At 59.9% G+C, this 6,646-nt stretch carries 5 protein-coding genes; 3 read left to right on the plus strand and 2 right to left on the minus strand.

All coding sequences use genetic code 11. From position 1 onward, the window contains the following. Nucleotides 1-21: 21 nt before the first annotated feature. The gene (locus tag EOS_RS43355; RefSeq protein WP_047898403.1) at nucleotides 22-729 is read right to left on the minus strand and encodes a FadR/GntR family transcriptional regulator; all 708 of its coding nucleotides are present in this window, start codon (nucleotides 727-729) and stop codon (nucleotides 22-24) included. Nucleotides 730-899: 170 nt separating this feature from the next. Between EOS_RS43355 and EOS_RS43360 the strand changes: the two genes are divergently transcribed. The 3 genes from EOS_RS43360 to EOS_RS43370 are packed head-to-tail and all read left to right on the plus strand — an operon-like array spanning nucleotide 900 to nucleotide 4,611. Next, nucleotides 900-1,922, plus strand: a complete 1,023-nt coding sequence (locus tag EOS_RS43360) for a zinc-binding alcohol dehydrogenase family protein (protein ID WP_047898404.1) — start codon at nucleotides 900-902, stop codon at nucleotides 1,920-1,922. Nucleotides 1,923-1,938: 16 nt separating this feature from the next. Beyond that, the gene (locus EOS_RS43365; RefSeq protein ID WP_047898405.1) at nucleotides 1,939-3,057 is read left to right on the plus strand and encodes a mannitol dehydrogenase family protein; all 1,119 of its coding nucleotides are present in this window, start codon (nucleotides 1,939-1,941) and stop codon (nucleotides 3,055-3,057) included. A gap of 12 nt (nucleotides 3,058-3,069) precedes the next feature. Then, on the plus strand, nucleotides 3,070-4,611 hold the full coding sequence (locus EOS_RS43370; RefSeq protein WP_235443152.1) for a UxaA family hydrolase: 1,542 nt from the start codon (nucleotides 3,070-3,072) through the stop codon (nucleotides 4,609-4,611). A 303-nt stretch (nucleotides 4,612-4,914) separates the two neighbouring features. Here EOS_RS43370 and EOS_RS43375 read toward each other — a convergent pair whose 3' ends face one another. Beyond that, nucleotides 4,915-6,528 (minus strand): NAD(P)/FAD-dependent oxidoreductase, encoded by a 1,614-nt coding sequence (locus EOS_RS43375; protein WP_047898407.1) that lies wholly within the window; start codon nucleotides 6,526-6,528, stop codon nucleotides 4,915-4,917. Nucleotides 6,529-6,646: the final 118 nt, after the last annotated feature.

Genomic DNA, 6,646 nt, shown 5'->3' on the forward strand with positions numbered 1-6,646 from the left:
GGACTGGCCTGAAGCAAATTTTCAATGCTTGCGGCGCGTCATCAGCCGCTCGTACGACGCCTTCAAATGGCGCTGCATTGAAGCCTGGGCCTGAATGGCATCACGTGCTTCGAGCGCGTCAAGTATGGCCTTGTGCTCGCTCAACGCGGCCGCCCACGTTTCCTCTCCCTCGAAATGCACCCGCAGCTTGGACGACAGCGGACTATGCCGTTCGTCGAAAAGACCCGCTACCGTGCGCACCAACACATCGTTTCCTGACATCTGCGCCACGGCCAGATGAAACGCGCGATCCGCCGCCAATGGAATCTGTCCGTTCGCCACTTCCCGGGCCATGCCTTCGTAAATCCCACGCAGTGCCTTGAGCGCCTTGGGCTTGCCGAACGCCGCGACATTTGCCGCGATCGCGCCCTCGATCACCATCCGCGCGGTCATGATTTCGAGCAGACTCTCGCCGAACTCCGTGCCCGGCGGTAAGTTCGGGCGCGAACCGGGCGCCGCTGGCGCGCAGATATAGACCCCCGAACCCATCCGGATCTCGACGCGCCCTTCCAGTTCCAACGCTACCAGCGCCTCTCTCACCGACGGCCGCGACACCCCGAGCATCAGCGCCAGTTCGCGCTCGGACGGCAAGCGGCCGTTCGGCGCGAAGCCCTGTTCTTCCATCAGCGCACGCAGTTTATCGGCGATCTGAAGGTAGAGACGACGCGTCTCGATGGGTTTGACAGCCACGAAGGCTCCTTTTTGGACGTGCTGGCCGTATCGGCGGAAAGGCTGAATTCTAAACAACGATGGCGCCGATGGTCAGGCCAAACCCCTAGCAGCGGCTAATTGGCTTGACCAGTTACGTTTTAGGAAATTAACATGCATTCTGGTAAGGCCAAAAAAATCATCCCATCCCCATGAAAACTGTCATCTGCGAACAACCCGGCTCGCTCGTTCTGATTGATCGGCCATCGCCCGAACCCGGTATTGACGACGTGTTGATCCGCATCAAGCGTGTCGGCGTGTGCGGCACGGACCTGCATATCTACACGGGGAAGCAGCCGTATCTATCGTATCCGCGGGTGATGGGGCATGAGTTATCGGGAATCGTGGAGTCGGCACCGGCCGCGGCGCGCGTCGCGAAGGGCGATCAGGTTTACGTGATGCCCTATCTGGCCTGTGGAAAATGTATCGCGTGCCGGGCGAAGAAACCGAACTGCTGCATGAATATTCGCGTCCTGGGCGTGCATACCGATGGTGGCTTGGTCGAGCAACTCGCCGTGCCGCAAGCATTTGTGTTCAAGGCCGACGGCGTGACGCTCGATCAGGCTGCGATGATTGAATTTCTTGCCATCGGTGCACACGCGGTCGGGCGAGCGGACGTGCAGCCGAAGCAGCGCGCGCTGGTGGTCGGCGCCGGGCCGATCGGAATGGCGGCGCTGATCTTCGCGAAGCTGCGCGGCGCGGAAGTAACCGTGCTGGATGGACGCGAAGACCGCTTGCGATTCTGCGAGACACTGCTGAACGCCGATCACATCGTGCGCCTGGATACCACCGGCGCCGCAACGGACGCAAAACAGCTCGCCGAACTCACCGGCCACGAGTTCTTCGATATCGTCTTCGACGCCACCGGCAACGTGAAAGCGATGGAACGCGGCCTGGAGTTTGTCGCACATGGCGGCAAATACGTGCTGATATCGATTGTTAGCGACCGGATATCGTTTGCCGATCCTGAATTCCACAAGCGCGAAACCACCCTGCTAGCTAGCCGTAACGCCACACCTGACGACTTCGAGACCGTGCTTGCCGCAATGCGCGCCGGCCTGATTCCTACTGCAGCGCTCAACACGCATACGCTCAAGTTGAGCGATTTGCCTGGCGAATTTTCCAAGCTGCTTGACCCATCGGCGGGCGTGATCAAAGCACTGGTCGAATGCTGACACGACCGACCAGACGATGAGCAATCCGATTCTCCAGTTCGGCACGAGCCGCTTTCTCCAGGCGCATGTCGATTTGTTCGTCGCGCAGGCTGCGCGACGCGAACCGTCGAAGGCGCTCGGACCGATTACCGTCGTACAGAGCACATCGAATGCGGAAAGCCGCGCGCGGATCGACGCGTTGCGCGCTTCAAGCGTGTACCCGGTGCGGATTCGCGGCCGGCAAGGCGATGCGACCATCGACCTCACCGTCCAGTGCGACGCAATCACCGAAGCCCTAAACGCTGCCGATGACTGGTCCACATTGCGCGAACGCGTACGACATGACGTCAAGGTGATCGTGTCGAATACGGGCGATACCGGCTACGCCTCCTTCGATGACGACACCACGCGAAGCCTCGACGAAAATTCCGTTCCGCGTGGGTTTCCAGCCAAGCTAGTAGTGCTGCTACACGACCGGTTTATCGCAGGCGCTGACCCGCTGACCTTATTTCCCTGCGAACTCATATCGCGTAATGGCGACACATTGCGCGATCTCGTCATCGACATTGCAACGCAGTGGCAAGCAGACGACGCATTCATCAGCTATCTGCAGCACGATTGCATTTGGGTGAACTCGCTGGTCGACCGCATTGTCTCGGAGCCGATCCATCCCGTTGGTGCGATCGCTGAGCCCTACGCGTTATGGGCGATCGAGCGCCAGCCCGGCATGGTCCTGCCGTGCGAGCACGAAGACATCGTGCTCACCGACGACCTCGCCCACTACGAGCGCCTCAAGCTTCTGCTGCTCAACCTCGGCCATACGATGCTCGCCGAACTCTGGCTCGCCGATCAAGCCGCGCCTGACACCAACGTCGGCGACGCCATGCGCAACGACGCGTGGCGCACGGCGTTGGAGTCGACGTGGCATGACGAAGTGCTACCCGTCTTCGATGCCCTTGGCGAGCACGACGCCGCACGCACCTATCTCGTCGATGTCCGCGACCGCTTCGAGAATCCGTTTCTCGATCATCGGCTGTCGGATATCGCGCGTAACCACACCGAAAAAAAACAACGTCGCTTCAAACAGGCTGTCGAGCTTGCGCGTCAACTCGGCTTGAAAATTGACCAGCGGCGGCTTATTGCGGCGCTGTCCTGAGGAATGCTTTTTATGCCCACCGATCACACCGTTATCCGCCTTCATCCCAACGACGATGTCGTGATCGCGACACGCCAGCTTATGTCGGGCGCGCGCATCACGTCTGAAACCGAGCCGCTCGTGGTAAGCGGGCTGATTCCGCCTGGCCACAAGATTGCCACGCGCGACATCGCCAAAGGTGAGTCCGTGCGGCGCTACAACCAGATCATCGGCGTGGCGCTCGATGCCATCGCACGCGGCCAACATGTGCATGTCCACAATCTCGGCATGGCGCAATTCGAGCGCGAGCATGAGTTCGGCGTCGATATGCGCGAAACCCATTTCGCCGATAAACCGGCTACGTTCATGGGCATTCGCCGCGACGACGGCCGCGTGGCCACGCGCAATTACATCGGTATCCTGACGAGTGTGAATTGCTCGGCTACGGTGGCACGGGCTATCGCCGATCATTTTCGCCGCGATGTCCGTCCTGAGGCGCTCGCCGATTACCCGAACGTGGATGGCGTGATCGCGTTGACGCATGGACTGGGCTGCGGCATCGATTCGATTGGTGATGGCATCGCGATCCTGCGCCGCACGCTCGCCGGTTACGCCGTCCATCCGAACTTCCATTCGGTGTTGTTCATCGGCCTGGGCTGCGAGACGAATCAGATTTCGGGGATTCTTGGCTCGGCCGGTTTAAACGATGACGGCACGAAACTGCGCAGCTTCACAATCCAGGACAGCGGCGGCACGCGCAAGACGATCGAGCGCGGCATTGCGATGGTGCAAGAACTGCTTGCCGATGCCAACCGCGTCAAACGCGAACCTGTCCCGGCGTCGCATCTGGTCGTTGGCCTCCAGTGCGGCGGCTCGGACGGCTATTCGGGCATCTCAGCGAATCCGGCACTAGGCGCGGCGGTCGACCGACTCGTACAGCATGGCGGTACGGCAATTCTCTCGGAGACGCCCGAAGTGTATGGCGCGGAACATCTGCTCACGCGACGCGCAGTGAGCCGCGAAGTCGGCGAAAAGCTGCTGACGCGCATCAAGTGGTGGGAGGATTATTGCGCGCGAAACGGTGCCGCAATGGACAACAATCCATCGGCGGGAAACAAGGTTGGCGGCTTGACGACAATTCTGGAAAAGTCGCTTGGCGCAGTGGCGAAAGGCGGCACGACCAAGCTGGTGGAAGTCTATGAGTACGCGCAGCGTATCGATGCGAAGGGTTTCGTGTTCATGGATTCGCCCGGCTACGATCCCGTCTCGGCGACTGGCCAGGTCGCGTCGGGGGCCAATTTGATCTGCTTCACGACCGGGCGTGGGTCGGCTTACGGCTGCGCGCCCTCACCTTCACTGAAGCTCGCTACGAACACGGCGCTGTGGGAGCGGCAAGAAGACGACATCGATATCAATTGCGGTGGGGTTATCGACGGGACCGCATCCATCGATCAACTCGGAGAAGCCATTTTCAAGATGATGCTGGACTGCGCCTCGGGCGTGGCGTCAAAGAGCGAAGCGCACGGTTATGGGCAAAACGAATTCGTGCCGTGGCAGGTGGGTGTGATTACTTGATTCGGGGGCGTGCTGGATCGTTCGTGTTGTGACTGAGGCCGCGGGTTAAGCGTCCATTATGTTTGGCGACAGCGCTGCGGCCGTTTTGGCGCCGTTGACTGAGGCGAAATAAATGCTTTTACCGTAGGACCGCACATTCGCCTGCGAAGGCTTGAGCGGGCGCCGTCTACATGACAGTCTAGGACGGCCTAACGATCACCTTTGACGTCCGTCAGTCGATGCGATCGATCGCCGCCAATAAATGCCCCTTGCGTATCCGGCACCCCCGCCTGCGACGCGAATTGTGCTGACGTGACGTACGGCCTAAGCCACCATCATCTTCAACGCCAGCGCCTCGGCCACTTCGATCCCATCGATCGCCGCCGAATAAATACCGCCGGCGTATCCCGCACCTTCGCCCGCAGGATACAAACCATCGACGTTCACGCTTTGATAATCGTCCTTGCGGCGAACCCGTATCGGCGATGACGTGCGCGTCTCTACGCCCGTCAGCACGGCGTCGTGCATAGCGAAACCGGGAATTTTCTTGTCGATCTGCGGCAGCGCTTCACGAATCGCCTCGACCACGTACTCGGGCAATGCGCTGCTCAGATCGGTCATACGCACGCCGGGTTTATACGACGGCTCGACGGACCCAAGCGATGTCGATGGCCGTCTCGCAATAAAATCCCCGACCAGTTGCCCCGGCGCGCAGTAATCACCGCCGCCGAGCTCGAACGCCCGCTCTTCCCACTGTCTTTGAAACGCGATACCCGCGAGTGGACCACCGGGGAAATCGTCCGGTGTAATTCCGACGACAATCCCCGCATTCGCGTTCCGCTCGTTGCGCGAATATTGGCTCATTCCGTTCGTAACGACGCGTCCCGGTTCCGATGTCGCCGCCACTACCGTTCCGCCCGGGCACATGCAAAAGCTATAGACGGCGCGACCGTTGCTGCAGTGATGGACGACTTTATAGTCGGCTGCGCCGAGCAGTTTATGTCCCGCGAATTTGCCGAACCGGCTCCGATCGATCAACCCTTGCGGATGCTCGATCCGGAACCCGAGCGAAAAAGGTTTCGCTTCCATGTAGACGCCGCGGTCGTGCAGCATCTCGAAAGTATCGCGGGCGCTATGTCCGACGGACAACACAACGTGATCGCAGCGCAGCGTTTCGCCGTTGGAGAGCGTGAGACCTCGCACCTTGCCGTCGTCGATCTCAATATCTTCGACGCGCGTCTCGAAGCGCACTTCCCCGCCGAGTTGATGAATCATCGCCCGCATTTTCTCGACCATGCCGACCAACCGAAATGTCCCGATATGCGGCCGGCTCAGATAGAGAATGTCTTCCGGCGCGCCGGCGAGCACGAACTCTTCAAGCACCTTGCGGCCGTAGTGCTTGGGATCTTTGATCTGGCTGTACAGCTTGCCGTCCGAGAACGTCCCGGCACCACCCTCGCCAAACTGCACATTCGACTCGGGATTCAGCACGTTTTTGCGCCACAAGCCCCACGTGTCCTTGGTTCGCTCGCGCACGGCCTTGCCTCGTTCCAGGATGATCGGGCGAAAGCCCATCTGCGCGAGAATTAATCCGGCGAACAAACCGCACGGCCCCATGCCGATCACGACGGGCCTTGGTGACTTCATCGACTCCGGCGCTTTCGCGACGAATTTGTACGCCATATCCGGCGTCACCGTGCAATGTGGCTGATCGTTCAGATGAGGAAGCGCAGCGGCTTCGTTCTTCACGTCTACATCGACGATATACGTGAGCTTGATGTCGGAGCGTTTGCGTGCATCGTGCGCGCGCCGGAATACCGTATAGCGGATGAGGCCATCGGCAGGGACATGAATAAGCGCGAGACGTGAGCGAATTGCCGACTCGAGTTCGCTTTCCGAATGCTCAAGCGGCAGCTTGATTTCGCTTAGACGTAGCATGGGAACCTGTTTTGCAAAAGCCGTGACATGTCCGGCTGAGACGCTATTTTAGCGTGTTGATCGATGCGGAAGGCGTTGTGCGGGGTATTGGGAATGGAAGGTGTTATAGGTGTTCAGG

Source organism: Caballeronia mineralivorans PML1(12), from assembly GCF_001028175.1.
In the GTDB taxonomy this organism is placed as follows: domain Bacteria; phylum Pseudomonadota; class Gammaproteobacteria; order Burkholderiales; family Burkholderiaceae; genus Caballeronia; species Caballeronia mineralivorans.